The organism is Mesorhizobium sp. B2-7-1, from assembly GCF_006440735.1.
GTDB lineage: Bacteria > Pseudomonadota > Alphaproteobacteria > Rhizobiales > Rhizobiaceae > Mesorhizobium.
Map to the genome: position 1 here is coordinate 1 of NZ_VFUA01000049.1, position 24,369 is coordinate 24,369.

At 66.2% G+C, this 24,369-nt stretch carries 23 protein-coding genes and 1 pseudogene; 19 read left to right on the plus strand and 5 right to left on the minus strand.

Annotated elements, in window-relative coordinates; all coding sequences use genetic code 11:
* Nucleotides 1-120: 120 nt before the first annotated feature.
* The gene (locus FJ471_RS18750; RefSeq protein ID WP_140805637.1) at nt 121-1,404 is read right to left on the minus strand and encodes an MFS transporter; all 1,284 of its coding nucleotides are present in this window, start codon (nt 1,402-1,404) and stop codon (nt 121-123) included.
* A gap of 78 nt (nt 1,405-1,482) precedes the next feature.
* On the opposite strand from FJ471_RS18750, the gene FJ471_RS18755 reads away from it, so the two are divergent.
* The 7 genes from FJ471_RS18755 to FJ471_RS18790 all read left to right on the plus strand — a co-directional run bounded on the left by FJ471_RS18755 (nt 1,483) and on the right by FJ471_RS18790 (nt 9,953).
* On the plus strand, nt 1,483-2,091 hold the full coding sequence (locus FJ471_RS18755; protein ID WP_140805639.1) for a TetR/AcrR family transcriptional regulator: 609 nt from the start codon (nt 1,483-1,485) through the stop codon (nt 2,089-2,091).
* A 45-nt stretch (nt 2,092-2,136) separates the two neighbouring features.
* Complete coding sequence (locus FJ471_RS18760) at nt 2,137-2,724, plus strand: hypothetical protein (RefSeq protein WP_140805641.1); 588 nt, start codon at nt 2,137-2,139, stop codon at nt 2,722-2,724.
* A gap of 102 nt (nt 2,725-2,826) precedes the next feature.
* On the plus strand, nt 2,827-4,896 hold the full coding sequence (locus tag FJ471_RS18765; RefSeq protein ID WP_140805643.1) for a 3-hydroxyacyl-CoA dehydrogenase NAD-binding domain-containing protein: 2,070 nt from the start codon (nt 2,827-2,829) through the stop codon (nt 4,894-4,896).
* 178 nt (nt 4,897-5,074) lie between these two features.
* A complete protein-coding gene (locus FJ471_RS18770; protein WP_140805645.1) occupies nt 5,075-6,100 on the plus strand; it encodes a BMP family protein in 1,026 nt (341 codons plus the stop codon).
* A gap of 336 nt (nt 6,101-6,436) precedes the next feature.
* Entirely contained in the window at nt 6,437-7,957 is a 1,521-nt protein-coding gene (locus tag FJ471_RS18780; protein ID WP_140805647.1) for an ABC transporter ATP-binding protein, read from the plus strand.
* Entirely contained in the window at nt 7,957-9,012 is a 1,056-nt protein-coding gene (locus FJ471_RS18785; protein ID WP_140805649.1) for an ABC transporter permease, read from the plus strand. The genes FJ471_RS18780 and FJ471_RS18785 overlap by 1 nt, the downstream gene beginning before the upstream one ends.
* Nucleotides 9,009-9,953, plus strand: a complete 945-nt coding sequence (locus FJ471_RS18790; protein ID WP_140805651.1) for an ABC transporter permease — start codon at nt 9,009-9,011, stop codon at nt 9,951-9,953. The genes FJ471_RS18785 and FJ471_RS18790 overlap by 4 nt, the downstream gene beginning before the upstream one ends.
* A gap of 171 nt (nt 9,954-10,124) precedes the next feature.
* On the opposite strand, the gene FJ471_RS18795 is transcribed toward FJ471_RS18790, so the two are convergent.
* Nucleotides 10,125-10,892: an SDR family oxidoreductase gene (locus FJ471_RS18795; protein WP_140805653.1), complete on the minus strand. Its 768-nt coding sequence runs from the start codon at nt 10,890-10,892 to the stop codon at nt 10,125-10,127.
* 299 nt (nt 10,893-11,191) lie between these two features.
* Here FJ471_RS18795 and FJ471_RS18800 point away from each other — a divergent pair, with 299 nt between their 5' ends.
* Both FJ471_RS18800 and FJ471_RS18805 read left to right on the plus strand, forming a co-directional pair.
* Entirely contained in the window at nt 11,192-11,347 is a 156-nt protein-coding gene (locus FJ471_RS18800) for a hypothetical protein (RefSeq protein ID WP_140805655.1), read from the plus strand.
* Between the two features lie 154 nt (nt 11,348-11,501).
* A complete protein-coding gene (locus tag FJ471_RS18805) occupies nt 11,502-12,440 on the plus strand; it encodes an LLM class flavin-dependent oxidoreductase (RefSeq protein ID WP_140805657.1) in 939 nt (312 codons plus the stop codon).
* A gap of 54 nt (nt 12,441-12,494) precedes the next feature.
* Here FJ471_RS18805 and FJ471_RS18810 read toward each other — a convergent pair whose 3' ends face one another.
* The 3 genes from FJ471_RS18810 to FJ471_RS18820 all read right to left on the minus strand — a co-directional run bounded on the left by FJ471_RS18810 (nt 12,495) and on the right by FJ471_RS18820 (nt 14,548).
* Nucleotides 12,495-13,421, minus strand: coding sequence for a sigma-70 family RNA polymerase sigma factor (locus FJ471_RS18810; RefSeq protein WP_246684761.1), 927 nt, complete (start codon nt 13,419-13,421; stop codon nt 12,495-12,497).
* The gene (locus FJ471_RS35345; RefSeq protein ID WP_140805661.1) at nt 13,418-13,744 is read right to left on the minus strand and encodes an antibiotic biosynthesis monooxygenase; all 327 of its coding nucleotides are present in this window, start codon (nt 13,742-13,744) and stop codon (nt 13,418-13,420) included. The genes FJ471_RS18810 and FJ471_RS35345 overlap by 4 nt, the downstream gene beginning before the upstream one ends.
* Nucleotides 13,745-13,873: 129 nt before the next feature.
* Nucleotides 13,874-14,548, minus strand: coding sequence for an isochorismatase family cysteine hydrolase (locus FJ471_RS18820; protein ID WP_140805663.1), 675 nt, complete (start codon nt 14,546-14,548; stop codon nt 13,874-13,876).
* 278 nt (nt 14,549-14,826) lie between these two features.
* Between FJ471_RS18820 and FJ471_RS18825 the strand changes: the two are divergent.
* From FJ471_RS18825 to FJ471_RS18870, 10 genes and pseudogenes are all read left to right on the plus strand, one after another.
* Nucleotides 14,827-15,616 (plus strand): annotated as a pseudogene (locus tag FJ471_RS18825) (ATP-binding cassette domain-containing protein).
* A gap of 17 nt (nt 15,617-15,633) precedes the next feature.
* On the plus strand, nt 15,634-16,593 hold the full coding sequence (gene exbB, locus FJ471_RS18830; protein WP_140805665.1) for a tonB-system energizer ExbB: 960 nt from the start codon (nt 15,634-15,636) through the stop codon (nt 16,591-16,593).
* 5 nt (nt 16,594-16,598) lie between these two features.
* Entirely contained in the window at nt 16,599-17,102 is a 504-nt protein-coding gene (gene exbD, locus FJ471_RS18835) for a TonB system transport protein ExbD (RefSeq protein WP_140805667.1), read from the plus strand.
* Complete coding sequence (locus FJ471_RS18840) at nt 17,099-18,088, plus strand: energy transducer TonB (protein ID WP_140805669.1); 990 nt, start codon at nt 17,099-17,101, stop codon at nt 18,086-18,088. Before exbD ends, FJ471_RS18840 begins: the two co-directional genes overlap by 4 nt.
* 154 nt (nt 18,089-18,242) lie before the next feature.
* Nucleotides 18,243-19,337, plus strand: coding sequence for a transporter substrate-binding protein (locus FJ471_RS18845; RefSeq protein WP_140805671.1), 1,095 nt, complete (start codon nt 18,243-18,245; stop codon nt 19,335-19,337).
* Nucleotides 19,334-19,936, plus strand: a complete 603-nt coding sequence (locus FJ471_RS18850; RefSeq protein ID WP_140805673.1) for an ANTAR domain-containing protein — start codon at nt 19,334-19,336, stop codon at nt 19,934-19,936. Before FJ471_RS18845 ends, FJ471_RS18850 begins: the two co-directional genes overlap by 4 nt.
* On the plus strand, nt 19,914-20,819 hold the full coding sequence (locus tag FJ471_RS18855; RefSeq protein ID WP_140805675.1) for an ABC transporter permease: 906 nt from the start codon (nt 19,914-19,916) through the stop codon (nt 20,817-20,819). The genes FJ471_RS18850 and FJ471_RS18855 overlap by 23 nt, the downstream gene beginning before the upstream one ends.
* Nucleotides 20,820-20,832: 13 nt before the next feature.
* Nucleotides 20,833-21,753, plus strand: a complete 921-nt coding sequence (locus FJ471_RS18860) for an ABC transporter permease (RefSeq protein ID WP_140805677.1) — start codon at nt 20,833-20,835, stop codon at nt 21,751-21,753.
* 33 nt (nt 21,754-21,786) lie between these two features.
* Nucleotides 21,787-23,430, plus strand: a complete 1,644-nt coding sequence (locus FJ471_RS18865) for an ABC transporter substrate-binding protein (RefSeq protein ID WP_140805679.1) — start codon at nt 21,787-21,789, stop codon at nt 23,428-23,430.
* The gene (locus FJ471_RS18870) at nt 23,420-24,364 is read left to right on the plus strand and encodes an acetamidase/formamidase family protein (protein ID WP_140805681.1); all 945 of its coding nucleotides are present in this window, start codon (nt 23,420-23,422) and stop codon (nt 24,362-24,364) included. The genes FJ471_RS18865 and FJ471_RS18870 overlap by 11 nt, the downstream gene beginning before the upstream one ends.
* Nucleotides 24,365-24,369 lie beyond the last annotated feature (5 nt).

Genomic DNA, 24,369 nt, shown 5'->3' on the forward strand with positions numbered 1-24,369 from the left:
GTTCCAGCGGAGTAAGACGCTGATATTCCAGCGTAGTGAGACGTTGGCGTTCCCTGGAACACCCCTCATCCGGCCGCTGCGCGGCCACCTTCTCCCAAGGGGAGAAGGTGGAGTCACGCCTTAGGCCGCCTGCGGCTCCGGCTCGAAAGCCGGCCTGTCGGTGTTGATCAGCAGCGAGATACAGGCCGCCGCGATGCCGGTCATGCCGGCGATCAGGAAGGCGAGCTCGTAGTTGCCCTGCAGCTCGCGCATCGTGCCGCCAAAGGCGGCCGCGGCCGCGGCACCCACCTGGTGCCCGGCGACGATCCAGCCGAACACGATCGGCCCGCTGCGGTCGCCGAAGGCCTCGTTGGCGAGCCTGAGCGTCGGCGGCACGGTAGCGATCCAGTCGAGGCCGTAGAGCACGGCGAAGATGACCAGGCTGGTGGCCGAGAAGCCGGAATAGGGCAGGTAGATCAGCGACAGCCCGCGCACGGCGTAATAGACGCCGAGCAGCTTGCGCGGATCGAAGCGGTCGGTGAGCCAGCCGGACAGCGTGGTGCCGATCAGGTCGAAAATGCCCATCATCGACAACAGTCCGGCGGCCTGCACCTCGCCGATGCCCATGTCGCCGCAGAAGGCGATGAGATGCGTGCCGACGAGCCCGTTGGTGGTGAAGCCGCAGACGAAGAAGGTGGCGAACAGATACCAGAACACTCGGGTTCCGGCCGCGCGGCGCAGCGTGTTCAGCGTGTGCGCCAGGAAATTGCCTTGCGATGCCGGCGACACCGGCGGCACGTCGTTCGCATCGGCGCCGTAGCGCACCTGGCCGATCGAGGCGGGGCGCTCGGGCACCAGCAGCAGGACGAAGGGTATCAGGGCCGCCGTCGCGATCGCCACGGCGATCGCCACCGGCTTCCAGCCGCCGTTCTGCGCCAGCGAGGCGATCACCGGCAGGAACACCAGCATGCCGGTGGCGCTGGAGGCCGACATCAAGCCCATCATCAGGCCGCGATTGGTCTTGAACCAGCGGTTGACGATGGTGGCTCCCAGCACGCTCGCCACCGCGCCGGAGCCGATGCCGGAAAACACGCCCCAGGTGAGGAAAAGATGCCAGGGCTCGGTCATCAACAGGCTGAGCGCGGTCGATCCCGACATCACCACCAGCGCGCCGAGCAGTGTGCGGCGCAGCCCGATGCGCTCCATCAGCGCAGCGGCGAAGGGGCCGGTCAGGCCGTAGAGCAGGATGCCGACGCTGGCGGCCCAGGATGTCACGTCGCGGCGCCAGCCGAAGCTTTCTTCCAGCGGCACCATCATCACCGAGGGTGCCGAGCGAAGCCCGGCAGCGATCAAAAGGCAGAAGAAGATGACGGCAACGACGACGAAAGCGTAGTGCTGGCCAAACGGGCGGGACTGAGCTATCATGTTACTGACCGGTACGTTGCAATGAGGAGGAACCCTACATACGTACCGGTCAGTAACATTGTCAAGCAGGTTGTTTGGATGCCATCGGACAATAAAATTGAAGCATCGTTGAGCGCGGCCCCTGCTCCCAGGGCGGCGGACAAGATCCTCGACGTGGCGCGCGACCTTTTTTATCGCGAAGGCATCCGGGCGATCGGCGTCGACGAGATCGTCAAGCGCGCCGGCGTCACCAAGCCGAGCCTTTACCGAAGCTTCCCCTCCAAGGATGAGCTCGCCGCCTCCTATCTGCGCAAATACGACCTCGAATTCTGGGAACGCTTCGACGAGGCGGTCGACGCGCATCCCGGCAATCCGCGCGCGCAGATCATCGCTTTCCTGACCCGCGTCGGCAAACGCACGCAGAAGTCGGATTACCGCGGCTGCGGCATGACCAACGCCGCGGTCGAGTATCCGGAGCGCGGCCATCCGGCTCGCATCGTCAGCGAGAACAACAAGATAGAGCTGCGCCGGCGCCTGCGCGCCATGGCCGCCGCGATGGGCGCCGCCGATTCCGACACGCTGGGCGACGGCCTGCTGCTTCTGATCGAGGGCGCCTATATCAGCGGCCAGCTTTTCGGCCTTGGCGGGCCTGCCGCGGCGGTGGCCCGCAACGCCGACCTCCTGATCGAAGCAAGCTTGAAGAAATAGCAATTGAAGCTACGCTCCCGGCAACTCGAAACGGAGTTGTCAGCCATGCGCGCTCTTCTGATCCCGCTCGCTCTCGCCGGTCTCTGCCAAACGGCTCACGCCGGCGACATTTCCAGCGCCTACACCGATCTCGACTGGAAAAAGGACTGTGTGACCTATGCCCAGGCTGGTCAGAATGACGGCGACTGGGCGAACCTGGTCTGCTCCGGCTATCGCGGCTACCCTGTGCTGATCGGCTATGACGACGCGCGCGAGTCCGTCTATTATGGCTTTCCATCCGACGACATGACCGCTGTCTGGGAGAGCTTCACCGGCTTCAACGGCTCCGGCCCCAAGGTCGAGTGGCGGATCGAGACCAATGGCGATGTCGCCATCCCCTTCGCCGCCATCCATCGCCGCTCGGTGAGCCACCCTGACGACGACAAATCGACCGACGTGCTGATCGTCGCCAAGGTGGCGCAGCCGGAGGAGCATCAGGGCTGCACCGTCGGACTGGTTTTGGCCACCGGCAACCCGCAGGCCAACGACCAGGCGCGCAAGCTCGCCGACGAGAAGGCCAAGACCTTCGTCTGCGGCAAGGACAAGCGCGAAGTGATCGGCGACGTGCCTCCCTTCGGCCGGGTGGATAACTAGTCGCCTCCCGCCAATCATTGGGCCAACACCAGATCGGGTTCCCATTCGCCGCGGCGCCTAGTAAACCCTTGCGCGATCGCAGCCGGTCTCGGGAGGTTCCGCTTGTCCAATATTGTCAGCGTCGCGAACGAGAACGGCGTGGCTGTGGTCACAATCGACAACCCGCCGGTCAATGCGCTGAGTTTTCACGTCCGCAAACCGCTGTATGAGGCGCTCGCCGCGCTGCGCGACGATCCCGCCGCCAAAGCGATCGTCATCGCTTGCGCCGGGCGCACTTTCGTCGCCGGCGCCGACATCACCGAATTCGGCAAGCCGCTCCAGCAGCCGGAACTGCGCGCCATCATCGCCTTTCTGGAAACCATCGCCAAGCCGACGGTCGCCGCCATTCACGGCACGGCGCTGGGAGGCGGACTGGAGCTGGCGCTCGGCTGCCATTTTCGCGTCGCGGACAGCGGCGCGAAACTCGGCCTGCCGGAAGTGAAGCTCGGCCTGCTGCCGGGCGGCGGTGGCACGGTGCGCCTGCCGCGCCTGGTAGGTGCCGCGAAAGCGCTCAGCATGATCGTTTCCGGAGTGCCGGTTTCGGCCGGCGAGGCGAAGGCCGCCGGCTTCGTGGACACGGTCTTCGAGGGCGACCTGATTGCGCAGGCCATTCGTTTCGCCGACGAAATGGTCGCGCGGGGCGGACCGTTCGTGCCGGTGCGCGACCGCAACGACCGCCTTGCCGGGACCGACCTCGCCGCTTTCGGCGCTCAGGCGGCTGAGCTGGCCCGGAAAGCCCGCGGACTGGAAGCGCCGCTTGCCTGCGCCGAGGCCATGCGCAACGCGATCACCCTGCCGTTCGACTTAGCACTTGCGGCCGAGCGGCAGCTTTTCCTGAAACTCGTTTCCGGCGATCAGTCGCGCGCGCAGCGGCATCTGTTCTTCGCCGAACGCGAGGCGGCGAAGATTCCCGGCAAGGACCTGCGGAAGCGCCAAATCGCCCGCGTCGGCATCATCGGCGCCGGCACCATGGGCGGCGGCATCGCCATGGCCCTCGCCAATGGCGGCTTGCCGGTGACTTTGCTCGAAACCAGCGAGGAAGCGCTGCGGCGCGGGTTGGCGACGATCGAGAAGAACTATGCCGTTTCGGTCAGCCGTGGCTCGCTGAGCGAAGACGCCAGGCAGAAGCGGCTCGGCCTGTTCAAGGGCAGCACCGACTATGCCGACCTTGCCGGTTGCGACCTCATCATCGAGGCCGTGTTCGAGGACATGGCGGTGAAGAAGGAGGTGTTCGGCAGGCTCGACGCCATCGCCAGGTCCGGCGCCATCCTCGCCACCAACACCTCCTATCTCGATGTCAATGAAATCGCCGCCTCGACGTCGCGGCCGCAAGACGTACTAGGCATGCATTTCTTTTCGCCGGCAAACGTCATGAAGCTGCTGGAGATCGTTCGCGCCGAAAAGACCGCGCCCGAGGTGCTGGCGACGGTCGCCGATCTCGCCCGGCGCATCGGCAAGGTGGCGGTCGTCGTCGGCGTCTGCCACGGCTTCGTCGGCAACCGCATGCTGGCCGCGCGCGGCGCCGAGAACGAGGCGCTGTTGCTTGAGGGCGCAACGCCAAGCCAGGTCGACAAGGCCTTCACCAATTTCGGCTGGCCGATGGGGCCGTTCCAGATGGGCGACCTCGCCGGCCTCGACATCGGCTGGCGCAACCGCAAGGCGCGCGGCCAGACGGCGGTGATCGCCGACACGCTTTGCGAGCAGGGCCACTTCGGCCAGAAGACCGGACGCGGCTGGTACCGCTATGAGGCTGGCTCTCGCGAGCCGGTCGCGGATCTGGAAGTCGAAGCGCTTATTCGCACCAAGGCGGAAGAACTGGAGATCGCCCGGCGCGAGATCGGCGCCGACGAGATCATCGAGCGCACGCTCTATCCCCTGGTCAACGAGGGCGCGAGAATACTCGAAGAAGGCATCGCCGCGCGGGCGTCCGACATCGATGTCGTCTGGGTCAATGGCTACGGCTTCCCGATCGGCAAGGGCGGGCCGATGTTCTGGGCGGGGCTTGAGGGCGCGGGCAGGATCGTCGAGCGACTGGAGTTTTGGCATGGGCAAACGGGACGTGCGATCTTCGAGCCGGCGCCGGCGTTGAGAAGGTTTGCCGAGACGGGGGCCTGGGAGGTTGCGGGCGGATAGTGCGGTTACGCTGCGTTCCTTCGCACCCCCCTCTGTCCCGCCAGCGTTCCCACGTTCACACAGCTCACAGTCCAAATTTGACCATGTGGACAAATCTCAGCCACCGTTCCATAGTCTCGCTCGTCTGACATTTTTGAACGGCCGGCTCGACACGGCTGTCGAACAGAGGGGCACTTCAATGGAAAACGAACGTAGCAAAACGCAACGCACGGGCCTGTCGCGGCGCAACGTGCTGGAACTCGGCGTGCTCGGCCTGGCGGCGACCGTGCTGCCCGGCGCGGCCTTCGCCAAGGACAAGAAGCTGAAGGTGGCGGCGATCTTCGCCACGCCGATCGAGGAGCCGTGGGACAACCAGATCCATGTCGCCTTGCAGAAGGCGGTGAAGGAGCTGGGCATCGACTACAAATGGTCGGAAAAGGTGCAGACCGCCGACTTCGGCCGCGTGATGCGCGAATATGCGCAGGGTGGCTACCAGCTGGTGCTGGGCGACGCCTTCGCCGCCGAGCGCGAATCGCGCAAGACCGCCAAACAGTTCCCGAAGACGGCCTGGCTGTTCGGCTCCGGCGCCGGCCCGGCCGAACCCAATTTCGGCGTCTTCGACAACTGGATCCATGAACCGGCCTATCTCTCCGGCATGATCGCGGGAAAGATGTCGAAGTCCGGCACGGTCGGCGCGGTCGCGGCGATGGGCATTCCGGAAGTGAACCGGCTGGTCAATGCTTTCTTTGCCGGTGCCAAGGAGGTCAACCCGAACGTCAAGAAGAAGGTCGCCTTCATCGGCTCCTTCTTCGATCCGCCCAAGGCCAAGGAAGCGGCCGTGGCGCAGATCGACGCCGGTGTCGACGTCATCTACGCCGAGCGCTTCGGCGTCATCGAGGCGGCGGTGGAGAAGAAGATCTACGCCATCTCCAACATGTCCGACCAGTCGAACCTCGGTCCCGATACGGTCATCACCGGCCCGGTGTGGGACATGTACCCGACGGTCGAGCAGGCGATCAAGCTGGTCAAGGCCGGCGTCTTCACCGCGCAGGACTATGGCGATTTCTCGCGCATGGCCAAGGGCGGATCCTATCTCGCGCCCCTCCACAAGTTCGACAAGACGCTGCCGGCGGATGTGAAGGACCTGGTCGAGAAGAAGAAGGCCGAGATCCTCGAAGGCAATTTCCGCGTCGACGTCGACGAGAATACGCCGGTTTCGGATTGAGCGCTTCGGCTCGAGGCTAGCGCCAAGCCCCCCTCTCTGCCCTGCCGGGCATCTCCCCCTCAATGGGGGAGATTGGCGGCTTCGGTCTTGGCGCTTTTCCTGCGACGTAGAAGATTGGCGAAAGCCGGCGTGACATCTGATCTCCCCACTCGAGGGGGAGATGGCCGGCAGGCCAGAGAGGGGGCCTCGCGCTGCCCTAAAGCATGTCTCCCGAAAGTGGGAACCGGTTTCGGGATAAAGACATGCGTAAAATCAAAGACCTAAAGCGCATGGAGCGAATCCGAAGGATCGCGACGCGCTTTAGGCGGTTGGCCGTATCGCAAGTCAGGAGCACCCTTGTCCGCCCCACTCATCGAAATGCGCGGCATCACCAAGAGCTTCGGCGCCGTCAAGGCGAACGAGGCCGTCGACCTCAGCGTCGCGCCTGGCGAGATCCTCGGCCTGTTGGGCGAGAACGGCGCCGGCAAGACGACGCTGATGAACGTGCTGTTCGGCGCCTATGCGCCCGATGCCGGCGAGATCCTGGTCGAAGGCAGGCCCGTCGCCATCCACAATTCGGCCGACGCCCTGGCCGCCGGCATCGGCATGGTGCATCAGCATTTCCACCTCGCGCCGCGCCTCACGGTGCTGGAGAACCTCCTGATCGGAATTCCCGGCAAATCCGGCCGCATCGATCGTGCGCGCGGGCTTGCCCGCCTGAACGAAATCGGCCGGCAGTATGGGCTGAGCCTCGATCCGAACCTGCCGGTCTCGGCTTTGTCGGTCGGCGAGCAGCAGCGGCTGGAAATCATCAAGGCGCTGTTTCGCGGCGCGAAGCTTCTGATCCTCGACGAGCCGACCGCCGTGCTGGCGCCGAGCGAAGTCGACGGCCTGTTCGCCGCCTTGCGCTCGATGGCCACGCAAGGGCTCGGTATCATCTTCATCTCGCATAAGCTGAACGAAGTCAGGGCGCTCACCCATCGCTGCGTCGTCCTGCGCCACGGCAAGGTCGCCGGCCGCGTCGACCATCCGGCACAAACGACTTCGGCCGAAATGGCGAAGCTGATGTGCGGCCACGAAATCGTGCCGCCGACCAAGGAGGCCTCGTCGCCGGGCGCCGCCGTGCTGACGCTCGATGGCATTTCGACGTCCGGCCATGCCGGCACGCCGCTGCGCGACGTCTCGCTTTCCGTCCGTTCAGGCGAGATCCTGGGCATTGCCGGCGTCTCCGGCAACGGCCAGCGGGCGCTGGCCGACGTCATTTCCGGCATGCTGCCGCCCAGGGCCGGCGCGATGACGATAGCCGGCAAAGCGGTCGCGCGGTTTTCGCCGCGCGAGCTGCAGGCGCTCGGCCTCGGCCGCATACCCGAAGACCGGATGACCACCGGCCTGGTGACCAACCTGCCTTTGGCCGATTCCATGGTGCTGCCGCGCATCGGCACCGAGGCCTTCAGCCGCAAGGGGCTGCTCAATCCGGCTGCGATCCGCGCTTTCGCAGAGGAACAGATCAAGGCCTATGACATTCGCTGCCCCGGGCCGATGGTGCGCGCCGGCGCGCTGTCCGGCGGCAATCTGCAGAAGGCGCTCTTGGCCCGCGAGCTCGCTTTCGATCCGAAGGTGCTGATCGTCTCGCAGCCGACACGCGGCCTCGACATCGGCGCCGCCCGCTTCATCCATGAAAAATTCCTCGCCATGCGCGCCAAGGGCTGCGGCATCATCGTCATCGGCGAGGACCTCGAGGAATTGCTGATGCTCTCGGATCGCATCGCCGTGATGTATGAGGGCCGCATCGCCGGCACGCTTCCCAGCGCGGACGCCACCGTCGCGAGGCTCGGCCTGATGATGACCGGCGCCGGTCACACCGAGGAGGCGGCCTGATGTTTCGCCTCGAAGCCCGCACATCGACACCGGCCTGGTTCAATCTCGCGCTGCCGCTGTTGGCTATCGCCGCCACGCTCGTCCTGTGCAGCGGCCTGATCGCCATAGCCGGCGCCGGCGTCGTTGATGCCTACGGGGTGATGCTCTCTGCATCGCTCGGCGACAGCTACGCTATCACCGAGACGCTGGTGCGCGCCGCCCCCATGATCTTCACCGGTCTTGCCGTGGCGATCGCTTTCCGCGCCAAATTCTGGAACATCGGCGCCGAGGGCCAGCTGCTGGCCGGCGCGGTGGCGAGCTGTTTCGTCGGCGCGATCCCGATGCCGGGCTACCTCGCCATGCTTCTGATGGCGCTGGCGGGTGCCGCCGCTGGCGCGCTCGTCGCGCTGGTGCCGGCGACATTGCGGGTAAAATTCAAGGTCGACGATGTGGTCAGCTCGCTGCTGCTCAACTCGGTCATCTACTACGCGCTGATGGCGCTGATCGAGGGGCCGTGGAAGGACAGCTTCTCCGGCTATCCGATCTCGCCGCCGATCGAGGATTCGGCCAATTTCCCGGTGCTGATGGAAGGCACCCGCCTCCATCTCGGCGTCATCGTCGCGCTGATCGCGGCACCGCTTTGCTGGTTCTTGATCGCGCGCACCACGCTCGGCTTCCGCATCCGCGTCACCGGCGAGAATCCGGAAGCGGCGCGCTACGGCGGCATCAACGTGCAGCGTGTGCTGCTCTCGACGGCTCTGCTCTCCGGCGCGCTGGCGGGCTTGGCCGGCGTCGGCGAGGTTGGCGGCGTGCACTTCCAGGTGATGAGCGACATCTCGCCGGGCTATGGCTATTCCGGCATCGTCGTCGCCATGCTCGCCAGGCTCAACCCGCTCGGCGTGGTGCCGGCGGCGATCTTCCTGGCCGCCGTCATGACCGGCGCCGAGGCGATGTCGCGCGCGACCGGCGTGCCGGCTTTCCTCAGCGACGTCATCCAGGGCACGGCTTTGCTTGCCATGCTGGTGGCGCTGCTCTTCACCGCCTACCGCATCCGCCGCGTGGGAGCGCCCGCATGAGCGCGGTATTCGAGCAGATTTTCCAGGTCGGCTTCCTCGCCGCCATCATCCGCATCGCCACGCCGCTCGCCTTCGCGACGCTTGGCGAAATGTTTTCCGAGCGCGCCGGCGTGCTCAATCTCGGCATCGAGGGCATCATGCTGCTCTGCGCCATGGCCGGCTTCACCGCCGCCAGCCTGAGCGGCAGTCTGTGGCTCGGCGTTCTGGTGGCGGTGCTCACCGGCGCCCTAATGGGCGCGCTGCATGCGCTGTTCACGGTGGCGCTGGGCCTCAGCCAGCATGTCTGCGGCATCGGCGTGACTTTGTTCTCATCGGGTCTTGCCTATTTCCTCTACCGGCTGATCTTCGGCCAGCAATCGGTGCCGCCGAGCATCGACGGCTTCAAGCCGGTGCCCATCCCGCTGCTCTCGGACATACCGGTGCTCGGCCCTGCCGTGTTCAACCAGTTCACGCTGGTTTATCTGGCGATCGTCGCCGTCCCGCTTGCCGCTTTCGTGCTCTACCGCACGCCATGGGGGCTTTCGGTGCGCATGGTCGGCGAAAACCCGCGCGCGGCGGACTCGGCCGGCGTCAGCGTCATCGCCACGCGCTTCCAGGCGGTGATCCTCGGCGGCGCGCTGATGGGCCTTGCCGGCGCCTTCCTCACCATGGCGCAGTTCAACGCCTTCACCTTCGGCGTCGTCTCGGGCCGCGGCTGGGTGGCGATCGCGCTGGTCGTGTTCGGCCGCTGGGATCCGTGGCGCTCGGCCGGCGCCGCGCTGCTCTTCGCCTTCGTCGACGCGCTGCAGCTCAGGATGCAGGCCAGCGGTCTCGGCCACATCCCTTACGAAGCCTTCCTGATGCTGCCCTTCATCTTCACCATCGTCGCCATGGCCTTCATGTCGCGCAACGCGGTCGCGCCATCGGCGCTGCTGAAGCCGTTCCGGAGGGAAGAACGGTAGCAAGGATTTCCTCGCCCCCCGCAACGCGGGGGAGAGGTGGCCGCGAAGCGGCCGGAGAGGGGGCTGCGACGCCGGTGATTTTGCCGGTAAACGAAGGTCGAGCCCTCTCCCCTCTCCGTCTCGGCTTCGCCGAGCCACCTCTCCCCACTTTCGTGGGGCGAGGAAAAGGCCTCAGATCGCCGTGAACGCGTTGTCCACGAACAAATGCGCGCCGTTGACGAAGCTCGATTCGTCGCTGGCGAGGAACAGCGCCGCCTTCGCCACCTCTTCCGGCTCGCCGATGCGGCCCTGCTGCGCGGCCATGGCCGCGTCGGAAACGTCGACGCCGAGCTTGCCGAGATCGGCCACTTCGCGCAGGCCGTGCGGCGTGCGGATGAAGCCGGGACAGACGGCGTTGCAGCGGATGTTGCGGTCGCGGAATTCCACCGCGATGGCGCGGGCGAACATGTGGCAGGCGCCTTTGGTCGTGTCGTAGAGCACCTCGTTCGGCGTCGCCGCCACCGCCGAGATCGACGAGGTGCAGACGATCGAGCCGCCGCCCGCGGCGATCATCCCGGGCAGCACCGCGCGCGTCATCAAGAACATCGAGCGCACATTGACGGCATGCAGCCAGTCCCATTCCTGCAGCGTCGTCTCCAGGAACGGCTTGATGACGATCGTGCCGGCATGGTTGAACAGCACCGTGACCGGACCGAGCTTCGCCGTCGCTGCTTTCACCGCCGCTTCGACCTGCGCCTCGTCCGAAACGTCGGCCACGAAATGTTCGGCGACATGGCCCCGCGCCCGGATCGCCGCGGCAGTCTTGCCCGCCGCCTCGCCATTGCGGTCGATGATCGCCACCTTGGCGCCTTCGGCGGCAAACAACTCCGAAGCCGCCCCGCCCATGCCTGTCGCGCCGCCCGAAACGATAGCGACCTTGCCCGCCAGCCTTCCAGCCATTCTTTTTGCTCCTTCAGCGCCGCCCATGTCGGCCCAAGCGGATGCTATCCGTCATGCGCGAGGCGGCCAAGACCGTTCGAGCGATTGGATAATGTGCCTGTGAACGCCGCGAAAACGGCCGATTTTCAACCCGTTCGGCCAGATCGCCTATGTTCCGGTATCGGCTGCATCGCCTGCGCTGCGAGTATGAAAAACCACGATCCGTCCTCTTTCAAAAAATTCATTCCAGAAATTGCCCGAAAATAGCAATCGACAAAGTCTACTAACTTTATAGATTAATGGTCGAGACGGAGGCCGATATGTTCTATATCCAGAACGCTCAGACCGCCCGCAAAGGGCAAAGGCTGACAGCCGACCAGAGCTGGAGGCCCGCCTATGGCGGTACCTTCGCCTATCTCGTCTTCGCGCTTGCGTTCGTGTTCACCGGCGCGGTGGTGCTGGGGCTGATCCCCTGATCCAAGGCGGGCCGAGACCCGCCGTCAAACAATCTGAGTTGAGTAACCGGAGTGGAAAACTGGCCGAGCGCCGGGGCGTCGTCATGCGCCTGCGTCTCGGACTTGGTTCGAAGGCTTTGGAGCGGGGCAAGCCAACGTGATGGAGGAGATGGCAATGCCGATCGAGTTCACGCATGTTCCAGGCAAGCTTGCCAATGGCAGCTTCTTCTACGATTTCGCCGAAACCGCGACCAAATTGTCGCTGATCGAGGACGCCGGTTTCCGCAGGCTGGTGGTGGACGATCCGGCCGGGCTGCTCACCAACATGGACATCGCCGCCCAGACGCTCGACCGCACCGGTTCGCTCGAAGTCGTGCTGACGCATTGGGCCGGCGTGATCGAGCCGACGGTGGCTGCAAGGCAGCTCGCGGCGCTCGATCGCAAGAGCGGCGGCCGCCTGTCGCTGCGCATGCTGAGCGAGCCGCTGGAAGACAGCGACGCCGAGGCGCGGCCGATCGGCCACAGTGTGGTGTGGCAGCGCATCGACGAATATCTGGTGCTGCTGAAGCGGCTGTGGTCGAACGACAGGCCCTTCGACCATGAAGGCGCCTTCTACAGCGTCAAGGGCGGCTTCGTGCCGCGCAAAGGCCCGCATGGCGCCGACCTCGCCATCCGCCTCGGCGGGCAGTCCGGCACGGCCCTGAAGGTCGCCGGCAAGCATGCCGATGTCTTCGAGCTGGCAGCCGGCTCCGCGGACGAGGTCGCGCGATTGATGCAGCGCGTGCGCGGCGCCGCGGCCGAGCATGGCCGCGCCGGCAGGTTGCGCTTCGCGCTGCCGATCCGCCTTCACCCGGACGGCTGGACCGGCTCCCCGGATCACAAGGCGGTCGAGCTTGCCGGGCCGCCGGCGCGGATTGCCCTGGCGCTGCTGCCCTACGCCGCGCTTGGCATCGAGGAGTTCATGATCGGCGGCGTCGACCGTCCAGGCGACATCGCGCGCATCGGGCGCGAGACGATCACGCTGGTCGCGAATTCGCTGGCGCGACGCGAGGCCGAGGTTCCGCAGCCGGGAATGCTTGCATCCCATCCCGTCGCGGAGATCCATGCAGGCTGAGCAGGCCGGATCCGGCGGCAATCCGCTTACGGGTCGGTGCTTTCCGGGGAATGTCTATTCGACGTTCCCCGCATGGCTGGAGTAATCCAGGCCGTCCATCACGTAGTCCGCGAACAGGAAGTCGCGGATGCCGGCGATCCGGCCGTTCTCCCAATCGATGAGGATGAAGTAGCGTGGCGGCCCGTCCGGACGATCCGGGCCGGTGACCAGGATGGCGGCCCGGCCTTCGACAAGTCCGGTCGTGAAATGCCAATGCGTTTCGTCGGCATAGCGGCCGAAATAATTCCCGACATATTCCTTGCCGTCGGCGCGCAGCCGGTTGACCAGCTCCAGCTTGACGTCCTCTGCCAGCAGGCCGCGCAAGGCATCGAAGTCCCTGGCGTTGAAGGCGGCCACATAGTCGCCGAGACGCCGCATGTCCTGCCGGTCGAGCGCCGGGCGGGGCGACGCCATGCGTGGCGCGGCCGCCAGCTTGCGCAGGCTCTCGCGGCCCCGCTGCAGCGCCCCCTTGATCGCCGTATCGGAGGTTTCGAGGATTTCGCCGATCTCCTCCAGACTGTGTCCCAGCACATCCTTCAGCACGACCGCGCATCTTTGCGCCGGCGGCAGCTGCATCAGCTCGGCCAGGCTCGCCTCGGTAGCGATGCGCGCGTCCAGCGCCGAATTCTCGTCGGCGATCGTGTCGAGCTCGACCTCGCTTTCACGCCCCCGCGAGCGGGCGCGCTTGCGCAGGAAATCGAGGGCGGCGTTGTGCGCGATGCGAAACAGCCAGGGTTCGGTCTTGTCGGGCATGTCGCCATTCCTGATCGCCACGAAGCCTTTGGCCAAAGCCTCCTGGACGATGTCCTCGCCGTCGATGACCGATCCGACCATGCGCGAAGCGTAGCGGTGCAACTTGGCCCTCAGGCCGGCAGCTTCGCGCTCGAAGGCGCGAAGCCTGGTTTCGGCCGCCGCAACGGACTGATCCTGCGAACCGGTCACGCGTCCTCCTGGTTCTCGACTCCGCCCGTATGGGAATAGGTCGTGTGACCCATCATGCTCTCGCCGGCGGCCAGCTCGACGACGCTCTTCATGTAGTCGGCGAAGCGGGGATCGCTGCGGAAGGCAGCGATGTCGTCGGCCGAGCGCCATTGCGAGATATTGGCGACCTTGCTGCCGTCGCCGCCGACGACCACGGACGACGACAGCGAGCCCGGCTGCTTGCTGAAGAAGCTTCTCGTGCCTTCGGCAAGCGTCTTGGCGAGTTCCTGCTGCTTGCCCGGCTTGGCGGTGAAGATGTTGATCAGGGTCACTGTGGTCGACATGGCTAGGCTCCGTTTGTCCTGATGGCGGAGGCCGTCGCGGCTCTCGCACCTGTTACGACCCTCAAGACGAAGCCGGAACCGAAAACGGAACGGTGGGACGAAAAAAATTCGATGAAACCCAAAAAACCTTCAGCGCGCCGCGACCGCGAGCTGCCGCAACGCGGCGACGACGGCCTCCGAATCCGCCAGCGCGCCGAAGACGCCGTCCTCGACCGTCACCATATGCAGCGCTGCTTCGTGCGCATATTGGTCGCCGCTGGCGCAGGCGTCCGAAATCGTCAGGCACTGGAAGTTGCGGTCGCAGGCCTCGCGCAATGTGGTGTGCACGCAGACATCCGTCGTGCAGCCGGTGAACATCAGATGCGTCACGCCGCGCAAGCGCAGGACGAGCTCCAGGTCCGTATAGGTGAAGGCGCTGTTGCAGGTCTTGTCGATGATGATGTCCTGCGGCGCCACGTCGATGTCGGCGGAGATCTGGAAGCCCGGGCCTGAGCGCAGCAGGACATCGGTTCCATCGAGGCCCGCCCGCTTGCGGCGCCATTTCTCATAGGGCGTCATGTCGGCCATGTCGGCGCGATAGCCTTGCCTGGTGTGAATGATGGTGAGGCCGGCGGCGCGGGCCGCCCCAATCAGCCGGTTGACTGCCGGCAGGATGGCCCTCAGCGGCGACGGATCGTAACCCTTCCTGGCGAAATAGCCCGTCGGCGACAGGAAGTCCTCCTGCAGGTCGATCGCCAGCAGCGCCGTGTGCCGCGGCTCCAGCCTGCCGTCATAGGGAAAGTCGAAGGGTATCGCCTTGATCATCGGCCGCCTGCCTTGGCGCGATTCCGGAAAAGTGCTTAGCGGTCAGGTTCGGCGTCTTCGCCGTGACCTTCCGTCCGGAATTGCGCGAAAATAAGATTTGGTCACGCCGCGCATCGTGCCCGGCAACGGCATTGGCGTCCAGACTTCACCGCTTCCCCAATGCCGTTGCGAATTGTTGATCGATGCAGTCACCTTTAGAGTTGACTCGGAAAGTCATGTTTCATAGTCAACCGGCATTGGCCGCCTGCCCGGATGGCGGGCCGCTGCATTGGAGACGGATGTTGGCCGGAGCTGGGACAGTCTTTCATGTCGACGCCGTGCGCTTCGCCGTCGGCGGCGGCACGCTACTCGGTCCGGTCTCGCTCGAGCTGCGCCATTCGCGCGTCTACGGGCTTGTCGGCCACAACGGCTCGGGCAAGTCGACCCTGGTCAAGCTTTTGGCACGCCAGCAGCAGGCGAGTTCCGGCGACATCCGCTTCGCCGAGCGTTCCGCTTGCCGGCTGGGGCGTGCGCGAGCTGGCGCGCGCGCTGGCCTATCTGCCGCAGACGACGCCGGCAGCGACCGGGCTGACGGTGCGCGAGCTGGCGGCGCTCGGGCGCTATCCCTGGCACGGCGCGCTCGGCCGTTTCGGCTCGCAGGACAAAGGCCAGGTCGAGGAAGCGCTGGCGCTGACCGACATGACCGCTTTCGCCGACCGGCTGGTCGACGAGCTTTCCGGTGGCGAGCGGCAGCGCGCCTGGCTTGCCATGCTGGAGGCGCAGAATGCCGGCGTCATGCTGCTCGACGAGCCGATCTCGGCGCTCGATATCGCGCATCAGGTCGAGGTGCTGGCGCTGGTCAAGGAGCTCAGCCGCAAGCGCGACCTGTGCGTCGTCGTTGTGCTGCACGACCCCAACATGGCGGCGCGCTATTGCGACGAGCTGATCGCGCTGAAGCAAGGCCGCCTGCTGAGGCGCGGCACGCCGGACGAGATCATGCGAGGGCCCGTGCTCGAGGAGATTTTCGGCGTCGAGATGGGCGTGCTCAAGCATCCCGTCACCGGCCAGCCGATCGGTTACGTGCAATGATGAAGCGAGGACGAGCCTTGTCCCGAAACGGTCTTTTCGCGGCGCTGGTCGCGTCCCTCATTCTTTCGGCTGGCCTCGCCAAGGCGCAGGAACAGCCGGCGGCGCAGCAACCGGCGGCGCCCGCCGCGCAGGCCCCACTCAAGCAGACGCCGGCAGCGCAAGCACCGGCCGCTCCGGCTCCGCAAATGCCGGCGGCGCAGGCGGCTGTCGCCACGCCGGTGGAACCGGGCAGCGAGCCGGCTCCGGGCGAAGAGCACTCCATCTCGCTGGCGCTGCCGCATGACCTGTCGCCCTGGGGCATGTTCATGAATGCCGACATCGTCGTCAAGGCGGTCATGGTCGGGCTGGCCTTTGCGTCCCTCGTCACCTGGACGATCTGGCTCGCCAAGTCGCTGGAGGTGTTCGGCGGCAAGCTGAGGGCCCGTCGCGCCGCCGATGCGATCGGCAGCGCCGCGACGCTGATGCAGGCCGGCCGGGAACTCGGCCACAGCGGCGGTCCGGGCGCGCTTCTGGTGCGGGCGGCGGAAGAGGAACGCGCGCTTTCGGCCGGCGCGCTGGACCACGCCTCCGGCGACGGCCTTAAGGAACGCGTCGCCTCCAGGCTTTCGCGCATCGAGGCGGCAGCCTCCCGGCGCATGTCGCGCGGCACCGGTCTGCTCGCCACCATCGGCTCGACGGCGCCCTTCGTCGGCCTGTTCGGCACCGTATGGGGCATCATGAACGCCTTCATCGGCATCTCGCAGGCGCAGACCACCAACCTCGCCGTCGTGGCGCCGGGTATTGCCGAAGCGCTGCTTGCGACCGCGATGGGCCTTGTCGCGGCCATTCCGGCGGTCGTCATCTACAACGTCTTCGCGCGCTCGATAGCCGGCTACAGGCAGATCCTCGCCGACGCTTCCGCCGGCGTCGAGCGGCTGGTGAGCCGCGACCTCGATTTCCGCACCGTGCCGCCGGCGACGGCCATGGCGGCGGAGTAACGGCGATGGCGGCGCGCATTCGCGAGACGGCCGGCGACGATCTCGAGGAAAGCCACGACATCAACGTCACGCCGTTCATCGACGTCATCCTGGTGCTCCTGATCATCTTCATGGTCGCCGCACCTCTCGCCACCGTCGACGTCAATGTCGACCTGCCAGGATCGACGGCGACGCCGGCGCCGCGGCCGCAGACGCCTTTGTTCCTGACCTTGAAAAGCGATCTCACACTGGCGATCGGCAATGACGGCGTGCCGCGTCCGGCCTTTGCCGGAATGCTCGACAGCCGCACCAAGGGCGACAGGCAGACGCGCATCTTCCTGCGCGCCGACAAGACGGTCGGCTATGGCGACCTGATGGAGGTGATGAACCTGCTGCGCCGCGCCGGCTATCTCAAGGTCGCGCTGGTCGGCCTCGAAACAGCTGGCGATGCCGGCGGGCAGGCCGCGCCCGGAATGCCCATGGCCGGTGCGGCCCCCTCCCCGGCACCGGGCGGAAGCGCGGCGCCATGACGGTCGCCGCTCTTTCCGGCATTTCGCGGCCGCGCTTCGGCGCGCGTGAGGCCGGCCTGTGGGCGGGCGCCGCCACGATCGTTCTGGCCGCGCATGTGGCGGTCGCCTATGCGGTGCAGAACTCGAGTTTCGCCGATGTGCAGGATGGCGGTCCGCCGCCGGCGCTGGCGGTCGAGATGGCGCCGCTGGTGATCGCGCCGACCGTGCCGGAAGAGGCGGCGATGCTGGACACGGTGACGCCGGAGCCGCCGGATGCGGCGGACACGGAAAAGCCCGTCGAGGTAAAACCGGTGACAGATCCAACGCCTGCGGTGGAACGGGCCGCGCCCGCAACCGAACAGCCATCCGATGCCGACGATACGCAGGAAGCCGAGCAGGTCGCGCCGGCGGAACAGGCCATTGCAGCGCTGAGCGAGCAGCAGCCGCTGGACGAAGTCGTGCCGGACCCCATCGAGGCGATCGCCCCTGACGTCGTCATTCCGCTGCCGCAGCCGAAGCCGGTGGAAGCGGAGGTGAAGGTGCAGAAGCCGGTCGAACCCAGGAAGAAGGCCGAGAAGAAACCGGTCGAAAAGCCGAGAGAACGGGTGAAGGAGGAAAAGGCGCCGCCACCCAGGGCGACGACCACCGCCAGCATCGACGCCAAGGCGGCGGCGAAGGCCGCGGCGCCACAGTCCTCGAATGTGGCGCCGCGCTCGAGCGTCAGCCCGTCGCGATGGAATTCCAGCCTGGCGGCATGGATCAGGCGGCACACCCGCTATCCGAGCGCGGCGCGCTCCAGGCGGGCCGAGGGTACGCCGAGCGTGACCTTCACGGTCGACACCTCAGGCCGAGTGGTCTCGGCCCGGTTGGCGCGATCCTCGGGCGACGGCGACCTCGACCGCGCGGCGCTCGGCGCGTTGCAGGGCGCCTCGGTGCCGGCCCCGCCGGCCGAACTCGGCGCGCGCGTCACCCGCACCGCGCCCTTCGTCTTCAGCCTGCGGGACTAGGCAGCGCACTCAAACTTTCAGGCTTGACTGGTGGACGGTACGGAATAGGGTAGCCCGCGAAAATACCGGCTTTGGTCGCCGGGCGGCAAGAATGCCTCGTATGCCTCGCCCATCCGGCGCTGGCTGCGAGGCTTTTTCATTTTTGGGGCCTTGCTTGAAACGACGCATCGAGATCGGCATCCTCTATTCCCGGTCGGGCAGCTATCAGCTCGTCTCCGACGCCTGCCGGCTGGGCGCGATGCGGGCGATCGCCGACATCAACGCCGACCGCGCCCAGAGCATCGAGCTCGTTCCGGTCGAGCGCGATCCGCAAAGCAACGCCGACCGTTACGCGACGCTCTGCGAGGACATCTTCCGCACCAGCAGCGCCCGCCATGTGATCGGCTGCATCACCTCCTGGAGCCGCAAGGAGACGATCCCCGTGCTGGAGAAGGCGGGCGGCATGCTTTGGTATGCCTGCCCGTACGAAGGCTTCGAGGCCAACGAGCATGTCGTCTACATGCATGCCTGCCCCAACCAGCATCTGGTGCCGTTGATGGCCCATGTCGCGCCGCGTTTCGGCGCCAACGGCTTCCTGCTCGGCTCGAACTACATATGGGGCTGGGAGATGAACCGCGTCGCGCGCGACCTGATCGCCGATGCCGGCGGCAAGGTGCTCGGCGAACGCTATCTGCGCATCGGCGAGACCGACGTTTCGCGCCTCATCCACGAAATCCGCGTCACGCGGCCGAATTTCATCCTCAACAACCTGATCGGCACCTCGTCCTATGCCTTCCTCGCCGCCTATCGCGACCTGGGACGAGAGGATGCGGCCTTCAGGCCCGACACCTGCCCGGTGATTTCCTGCAACCTCACCGAGGGTGAGCTGCCCGCGATCGGCGAAACCGGCAAGGGCCATCTGTCGGCCGGACCCTATTTCGCGCCTCGCCCGGCCGCCTTCGCCTCGTCCTTCGAGGCCTCCGCCTATGCTTCCGTGCAAGTGATGGCGGACGTGCTTTCCGGCGATCCCGATGCCGGTCCCGCGGAATTCTCGAAAGCCTTCGCCGAGCGCCGCTTCGCGACCCGCCTCGGGCCGATCGCCATCGATCCGCACACCCAGCACGCGACCCTGCCGGTGCTCATCGGGCGCATCGCCGACGGCTTCTTCGAGGTGGTGAGCCGCGAGGAGGAAGTGGCGCCCGATCCCTATCTTTCGCGCTACGATCCGGCCAAGGTCTTCGGCCGTCCGCGGCTCAGGGTGGTGTCGTGAGCCGCGCCGCGCGCATCCCCAATCTCGGCGGCGCCAAGGCCTTCGTGCTGCATCGTCCGCACACCACCGTGCAGGCGATCACCCGGCAATTGTCGGCGATCGGCCTCGAGGCGGTCGAGTGCTGGCCGCATCTGCCGGCGGAAGCGCTCGCGGCGGACTTCGTCTTCTTCGACGCCGATCTCGGCTTCGACGAGCAGTTCCCGTGGAAACCCGGCGAGGCGCCGATGCCGCTGGTGGCGCTGATCGGTTCGGAGGCGCCGGGCCGCATCGAATGGGCGCTGTCGCACAACGCCGATGCGCAATTGCTGAAACCGGTAGGCACCGCCGGCGTCTACAGCGCGCTGCTCATCGCCCGGCAGAGTTTCGAGGCGCGAAAACGGCTTGCCGGCGAGATCGCGTCGCTGCGCCAGCGGGTCGGCGAGCGCCAGACCATCGTGCGCGCCGTCGCGGCCCTGTCGAAAGGCAGCGACGACGACCGCGCCTACGCGCAGCTCAGGTCGCTGGCGATGAGCTGGCAGATCAGCGTCGAGGAAGCGGCCCAGCGCATCGTGGCGATGACGCAAGCAGAGGACGGCGATGACCAATCCCATCGCGCCTGACCTTCCGGCGGTCCGGATGCCGGCAAAGCCGCGCGCCGGCGTCTGGCGCCGGCTGGTCAGGCGGCCGCTGGCGCTGCTTGGGCTGATCATCGTCGCCCTCGTGCTTGCCGGCGCCATCCTCGCGCCATGGCTGACCGGCTACGATCCCAACGAGCAGATGTTCGACGGCCTGACGCTCGAAGGCTCGCCGCTGCCGCCGAACGCCAAGTTCTGGCTGGGCACCGACCTGCTCGGCCGCGACCTGCTGACCCGTATCCTGTTCGGCGCCCGCACCTCGCTGATCATCGGCATCGTCGCCAATGGCGTGGCGCTTTTCATCGGTACTCTGGTCGGCGTCACCGCGGGCTATTTCCGCGGCTGGATCGGCAGCGCGCTGATGCGCTTCACCGACCTGATGATGGCCTTCCCGGCGCTGCTTTTGGCTATCTGCCTGGCAGCGGTGTTCGAGCCGAGCCTCTGGATCGTCGCCATGGTCATCGCCCTGGTCAACTGGGTGCAGACCGCGCGCGTCATCTACACCGAAACCTCGTCTCTGTCGGAGCGCGAGTTCATCGATGCCGAGCGCACGATAGGGGCGAGCGCGCCGCGGATTCTTATCCGCCACATCCTGCCGCATCTCCTGCCGACCATCATCGTCTGGGGCACGCTCGGCATCTCGACCACGGTGCTGCTCGAAGCCACGCTCAGCTATCTCGGCATCGGCGTGCAGCCGCCGACGGCCTCCTGGGGCAACATCATCTTCGAGAACCAGACCTATTTCCAGGCGGCGCCCTGGTTGGTGTTCTTCCCGGGCGCCGCGATCCTGGCGCTGGCGCTGGCCTTCAACCTGATCGGCGACGCGCTGCGCGACATCCTCGACCCGACGCAAAGAGGCCGGGAATAATGGAGGGCCGGTCATGATCGCCTATCTCGGCCGCCGGCTGATCCAGTCGCTGCTCATCCTGCTCGGCGTCTCGCTGATCACCTTCGCGCTGCTCTATCTGCTCCCCGCGGACCCGGTGCGCCAGATCGCCGGGCGCAGCGCCACGCCCGAAACGGTGGAGAACATCCGCCGCCAGCTCGGCCTCGACCAGCCCTTCATCGTCCAGTACTGGCACTATCTTGCAAGGCTGCTCGGCGGCGATCTCGGCCGCTCCTATATCCAGCGCTCGGAAGTCACCGAGCTCATCGTCTCGCGTCTGCCGGCGAGCCTGCTTTTGATGGTCGGCGCCATCCTGTGCGAGCTGGCGATCGGCCTCACCATGGGGCTGATCGCCGCCGTCAGGCGCGGCACCGCCACCGACCAGACCTTGATGGTCGCCTCCTTCGTCGGCGTCTCGGCGCCGCAATTCGTCGTCGGCCTGCTCCTGCTCTACGTCTTCGCCGTCCGGCTCGGCTGGTTCCCGATCGGCGGCTACGGCAGCTGGCGCCACCTCGTGCTGCCCTCGCTGACCATGGGCATACTCGGCGCCGGCTGGTACGCGCGCATGATGCGCTCGTCGATGATCGACGTGCTGCGCCAGGACTATATGCGCACCGCCCGCGCCAAGGGCCTGGCGCGCGGCGCCATCCTGTTTCGCCATGCGCTGCCCAACGCCATCCTGCCGGTCGTCGCCATGATCGGCATCGACGTCGGCGTCTTCATGGGCGGCATCGTGGTGGTCGAAAGCGTGTTCGGCTGGCCCGGCATCGGCCAGCTCGCCTGGCAGGCCATCCAGCGCGTCGACATCCCGATCATCATGGGCGTCACCCTGGTCTCAGCCTTCGCCATCGTGCTCGGCAACCTGCTGGCCGACATCATCGCGCCCTTCATCGACCCCCGCATCAAACTGAGATGACAACGACAACAACCAGAGAAAGGGAACACTGACATGAGACGATTTCTGGCATCCACCGTGGCGGCGTCGGCGCTTGCGCTGATGCTCGGCATGGCAAGCGCGCGCGCCGACGACGCGGTCGACCCGAACATCAAGCAGGGCGGCGCCATCACCATCACCTACAAGGACGACGTCGCCACGCTCGATCCGGCGATCGGCTACGATTGGCAGAACTGGTCGATGATCAAGAGCCTGTTCGACGGGTTGATGGACTATGAGCCGGGCACCACCAAGCTCAAGCCCGACCTCGCCGAGAGCTACGAGATCTCGCCGGACGGCAAGACCTTCACCTTCAAGCTGCGCCATGGCGTCAAGTTCCACAACGGCCGCGAGATGACCGCGGACGACGTCAAATATTCGCTCGACCGCGTCACCAACCCGAAGACGCAGAGCCCGGGCGCGGGTTTCTTCGGCTCGATCAAGGGCTATGACGATGTCGCCGCCGGCAAGGCACAGAGCCTCTCCGGCGTCACCGTGGTCGATCCCTACACGATCAAGTTCGAGCTGGTCCGGCCGGACGCCACCTTCCTGCATGTCATGGCGATCAACTTCTCGCATGTCGTGCCGAAGGAGGAGGTCGAGAAATACGGCGCCGACTTCGGCAAGCATCCGGTCGGCACCGGCGCCTTCAAGCTCGCCGAGTGGACGCTTGGCCAACGCATCGTCTTCGAGCGCAATGCCGACTACTGGCACAAGGGCCTGCCGCATCTCGACAAGATCACCTTCGAGATCGGCCAAGAGCCGATCGTGGCGCTGCTGCGCCTGCAGAAGGGCGAGATCGACGTGCCCGGCGACGGCATTCCGCCGGCCAAGTTCCAGGAGGTGATGAGCGATCCCGAGCAGAAGGCGCGCGTCGTGGTGGGCGGGCAACTGCACACCGGCTACATCACCATGAACACCACCATGGCGCCCTTCGACAACGTCAAGGTGCGCCAGGCCGTCAACATGGCGATCAACAAGGACCGCATCGTCCAGATGATCAACAACCGCGCGGTGCCGGCCAACCAGCCGCTGCCGCCCTCGATGCCCGGCTATGACAAGGCGTTCAAGGGCTACGCCTATGACGTCGCCAAGGCCAAGGCCCTGCTTGCCGAGGCCGGCCATCCCGACGGCTTCGAGACGCAGCTCTTCGCCATGAACACCGATCCCAATCCGCGCATCGCCCAGGCGATCCAGCAGGACCTGGCGGCAATCGGCATCAAGGCCAGCATCCAGTCGCTCGCCCAGGCCAATGTCATTGCCGCCGGCGGCGACAAGGCCGGCGCGCCGATGATCTGGTCGGGCGGCATGGCATGGATCGCCGACTTCCCGGATCCCTCCAATTTCTACGGCCCGATCCTCGGCTGCGCCGGCGCGGTGCCGGGCGGCTGGAACTGGTCGTGGTATTGCAACAAGGACCTCGACGCCAAGGCCGCCGAGGCGGATTCCGTCGTCGATCCGGCCAAGTCCGCCGATCGCGAGAAGATGTGGAGCGCGATCTACGACAAGATCATGGAGGACGCGCCCTGGGCGCCGGTCTTCAACGAACAGCGCTTCACGCTGAAGTCAGCCCGTATGGGCGGCGCCGACAATCTCTATGTCGACCCGGTCCATATCCCGATCAACTACGACAATGTGTATGTGAAAGATGTGCAGTAACTGCGATTACACCATCCACGGGCGCCATCACCATTTCGGCTGGGACAATTCCTCTGCCCCGGTCGAGCGGGTGGCGCCCGGTTCGACCATCGAGTTCCAGTGCTTGGATTCGTCGGGAGGCCAGCTCAAACCCGACAGCACGGTCGCCGACGCCGCCAAGCTGGACTTCGCCAAGGTCAATCCGGTGACCGGACCGATCTTCGTCGAGGGCGCCGAGCCGGGTGACGCGCTTAAGGTGACGATCGAGATGTTCAAACCGTCCGGCTTCGGCTGGACGGCGAACATTCCGGGCTTCGGCCTGCTTGCCGACGACTTCAAGGAACCGGCGCTCAACATCTGGAAATACGACGCCGCCTCGCTCGAGCCGGCGCTGTTCGGCAAGAACGCGCGCGTTCCGCTGAAGCCGTTCGCCGGCACCATCGGCAACGCGCCGGCCGAGATGGGCCACCACTCCGTGGTGCCGCCGCGGCGTGTCGGCGGCAATCTCGACATCCGCGACCTTGCCGCCGGCACCACGCTCTATCTGCCGGTGGAGGTGTCGGGCGCGCTGTTTTCGGTCGGCGACACCCATGCCGCGCAGGGCGACGGCGAGGTCTGCGGCACGGCGATCGAAAGCCCGATGGACGTCGTGCTCAAGCTCGACCTGGTGAAGGACGCGCGGCTGAAGACGCCGCGTTTCACCACGCCGGGCCCGGTGACGCGGCATCTCGATGCCAAGGGCTATGAGGTGACGACGGGCATCGGGCCCGACCTGATGACCGGGGCCAGGGATGCCGTCAGCCAGATGGTCGACCTGCTTGCCGGCCGCTACAAGCTCGACCCGGTCGATGCCTACATGCTGGTCTCGGTCTGCGGCGATCTCAGGATCAGCGAGATCGTCGACATGCCGAACTGGGTGGTGTCGTTCTACTTCCCGCGCTGCGTCTTCGAATGAGCGCA

Bases quoted from the DNA above. Each gene is read 5' to 3' on its own strand.
- FJ471_RS18800 (WP_140805655.1), top strand. From the start codon at position 11,192: ATGTTCTATATCCAGAACGCTCAGACCGCCCGCAAAGGGCAAAGGCTG.
- FJ471_RS18820 (WP_140805663.1), bottom strand. From the start codon at position 14,548: ATGATCAAGGCGATACCCTTCGACTTTCCCTATGACGGCAGGCTGGAG.
- FJ471_RS18750 (WP_140805637.1), bottom strand. From the start codon at position 1,404: ATGATAGCTCAGTCCCGCCCGTTTGGCCAGCACTACGCTTTCGTCGTC.
- FJ471_RS18760 (WP_140805641.1), top strand. From the start codon at position 2,137: ATGCGCGCTCTTCTGATCCCGCTCGCTCTCGCCGGTCTCTGCCAAACG.
- FJ471_RS35345 (WP_140805661.1), bottom strand. From the start codon at position 13,744: ATGTCGACCACAGTGACCCTGATCAACATCTTCACCGCCAAGCCGGGC.
- FJ471_RS18860 (WP_140805677.1), top strand. From the start codon at position 20,833: ATGATCGCCTATCTCGGCCGCCGGCTGATCCAGTCGCTGCTCATCCTG.
- FJ471_RS18785 (WP_140805649.1), top strand. From the start codon at position 7,957: ATGTTTCGCCTCGAAGCCCGCACATCGACACCGGCCTGGTTCAATCTC.
- FJ471_RS18805 (WP_140805657.1), top strand. From the start codon at position 11,502: ATGCCGATCGAGTTCACGCATGTTCCAGGCAAGCTTGCCAATGGCAGC.
- FJ471_RS18840 (WP_140805669.1), top strand. From the start codon at position 17,099: ATGACGGTCGCCGCTCTTTCCGGCATTTCGCGGCCGCGCTTCGGCGCG.
- FJ471_RS18755 (WP_140805639.1), top strand. From the start codon at position 1,483: ATGCCATCGGACAATAAAATTGAAGCATCGTTGAGCGCGGCCCCTGCT.
- FJ471_RS18870 (WP_140805681.1), top strand. From the start codon at position 23,420: ATGTGCAGTAACTGCGATTACACCATCCACGGGCGCCATCACCATTTC.
- FJ471_RS18795 (WP_140805653.1), bottom strand. From the start codon at position 10,892: ATGGCTGGAAGGCTGGCGGGCAAGGTCGCTATCGTTTCGGGCGGCGCG.
- FJ471_RS18855 (WP_140805675.1), top strand. From the start codon at position 19,914: ATGACCAATCCCATCGCGCCTGACCTTCCGGCGGTCCGGATGCCGGCA.
- exbD (WP_140805667.1), top strand. From the start codon at position 16,599: ATGGCGGCGCGCATTCGCGAGACGGCCGGCGACGATCTCGAGGAAAGC.
- FJ471_RS18770 (WP_140805645.1), top strand. From the start codon at position 5,075: ATGGAAAACGAACGTAGCAAAACGCAACGCACGGGCCTGTCGCGGCGC.
- FJ471_RS18865 (WP_140805679.1), top strand. From the start codon at position 21,787: ATGAGACGATTTCTGGCATCCACCGTGGCGGCGTCGGCGCTTGCGCTG.
- FJ471_RS18790 (WP_140805651.1), top strand. From the start codon at position 9,009: ATGAGCGCGGTATTCGAGCAGATTTTCCAGGTCGGCTTCCTCGCCGCC.